Genomic DNA, 288 nt, shown 5'->3' on the forward strand with positions numbered 1-288 from the left:
GACCTTGGTCTTCGACCAGCCGACGCCGCTGGAGGTGGCGCGGTATCTGGTCACAGAGGCGTGCGGGACTGACGGCGTGGCTGCCGAATCTGCTGTATCTGCCGTCCGTGTCGGGGTGGATGAGCCGGTGGCGATTGTCGGGATGGGTTGTCGGTTCCCGGGTGGGGTGGAGGACCCGGAGGGTTTCTGGCGGTTGGTTGCGGGGGGCTCTGATGCGATGTCGGGCTTCCCGGTGAACCGTGGCTGGGATACGTCGGGCCTGTTCGCGTCTGGTGATGAGGGCGCTGC

General features: G+C 67.0%; 1 protein-coding gene. It reads left to right on the forward strand.

Annotated elements, in window-relative coordinates; genetic code table 11:
• Positions 1 to 288: beta-ketoacyl synthase N-terminal-like domain-containing protein (locus WA788_RS35765; RefSeq protein WP_335984708.1), on the forward strand; the 288-nt coding region annotated here is incomplete at both ends.

Origin of the sequence: Streptomyces sp. CA2R106 (assembly GCF_037034245.1) — a bacterium.
Classification (GTDB): Bacteria; Actinomycetota; Actinomycetes; order Streptomycetales; family Streptomycetaceae; genus Actinacidiphila.